The organism is Vibrio sp. 2134-1, from assembly GCF_033339495.1.
Genome location: NZ_JAWOUS010000079.1, coordinates 1 through 1,448 on the forward strand (window position 1 = coordinate 1; position 1,448 = coordinate 1,448).

At 37.8% G+C, this 1,448-nt stretch carries 2 protein-coding genes and 1 pseudogene; 2 read left to right on the forward strand and 1 reads right to left on the reverse strand.

What is annotated here, in order from left to right:
- A pseudogene (locus R7R78_RS23940) lies at positions 1-224 on the forward strand (IS5/IS1182 family transposase); the annotation flags it as partial.
- A gap of 35 nt (positions 225-259) precedes the next feature.
- A complete protein-coding gene (locus R7R78_RS23945) occupies positions 260-901 on the forward strand; it encodes a type A-3 chloramphenicol O-acetyltransferase CatIII (RefSeq protein ID WP_004920769.1) in 642 nt (213 codons plus the stop codon).
- Between the two features lie 323 nt (positions 902-1,224).
- Here the strand turns inward: R7R78_RS23945 and R7R78_RS23950 are convergent.
- Positions 1,225-1,448, reverse strand: a 224-nt coding sequence (locus R7R78_RS23950; RefSeq protein WP_225455851.1) for a transposase, incomplete at its 5' end; no start/stop codon positions are given.

The following is a 1,448-nucleotide window of genomic DNA, read 5'->3' on the forward strand; positions in this document are numbered from 1 at the left end:
AAAGTCGTCGCTATGAACCTCATATCCAGTCACGGAAGGATGAGTCAGAAGCCATTAAAAACACGGATTTTAAGGCTCACCGTTGGGTTGTAGAGAGAACACACAGTTGGATGAATCGCTACCGTCGTGTCCTGACTCGTTGGGAGAAGAAAGTCGAGAATTATGAGGCGATGCTGCATTTTGCCTGTGGTATCATTGTCTGGACTAAAAACCTATTGGGATAGGTTCTTAGTAAATAAAAATTCAGAAGGGATATGTTATGAACTATACAAAATTTGATGTAAAAAATTGGGTTCGCCGTGAGCATTTTGAGTTTTATCGGCATCGTTTACCATGTGGTTTTAGCTTAACAAGCAAAATTGATATCACGACGTTAAAAAAGTCATTGGATGATTCAGCGTATAAGTTTTATCCGGTAATGATCTATCTGATTGCTCAGGCCGTGAATCAATTTGATGAGTTGAGAATGGCGATAAAAGATGATGAATTGATCGTATGGGATTCAGTCGACCCACAATTCACCGTATTCCATCAAGAAACAGAGACATTTTCAGCACTGAGTTGCCCATACTCATCCGATATTGATCAATTTATGGTGAATTATTTATCGGTAATGGAACGTTATAAAAGTGATACCAAGTTATTTCCTCAAGGGGTAACACCAGAAAATCATTTAAATATTTCAGCATTACCTTGGGTTAATTTTGATAGCTTTAATTTAAATGTTGCTAATTTTACCGATTATTTTGCACCCATTATAACAATGGCAAAATATCAGCAAGAAGGGGATAGACTGTTATTGCCGCTCTCAGTACAGGTTCATCATGCAGTTTGTGATGGCTTCCATGTTGCACGCTTTATTAATCGGCTACAAGAGTTGTGTAACAGTAAATTAAAATAAGCTCAGGTTAAATTAAAGGGTTTCATATCTAGTGAAGCCCTGTTTTATTATGTTTTGAGTTAACTTATCTTCAATGGCGGTCATAGAACCGACTGTTTACCCTCAAATAAATGTGTGAGCCGAATTATTATATCATCCTTCCGCAAAAGGCTAAAAACCATAAACAATAAAATGTTTTTTGTCGGCTTTTGTTCGCACTTTTTATCTGTTTCTAGGCATTTTATGATAATTTTTTAAAGGTAAGCTTGAAATAACACGTCGATGCCAAGATATGTATCAAATCATGATATATAAACTAAATGGGATAAAGAATGAATAAGAACCTATCCCAAAAGGATTTTATTCCAGACAATGATGGCACAGGCAAGATGCAGCATTGCCTCGTAATTTTCGACCTTTTTCTCCCAACGAGTCAGGACACGACGGTAGCGATTCATCCAACTGTGTGTTCTCTCTACAACCCAGCGGTGGGCCTTAAAATCCGTGTTTTTGATGGCTTCTGATTCATCCTTCCGTGACTGGACATGAGGCTCATAGCGACGACTTC

Excerpts from the sequence above, each read along its gene's own strand:
- R7R78_RS23945 (WP_004920769.1), top strand. The coding sequence starts at position 260 with ATGAACTATACAAAATTTGATGTAAAAAATTGGGTTCGCCGTGAGCAT.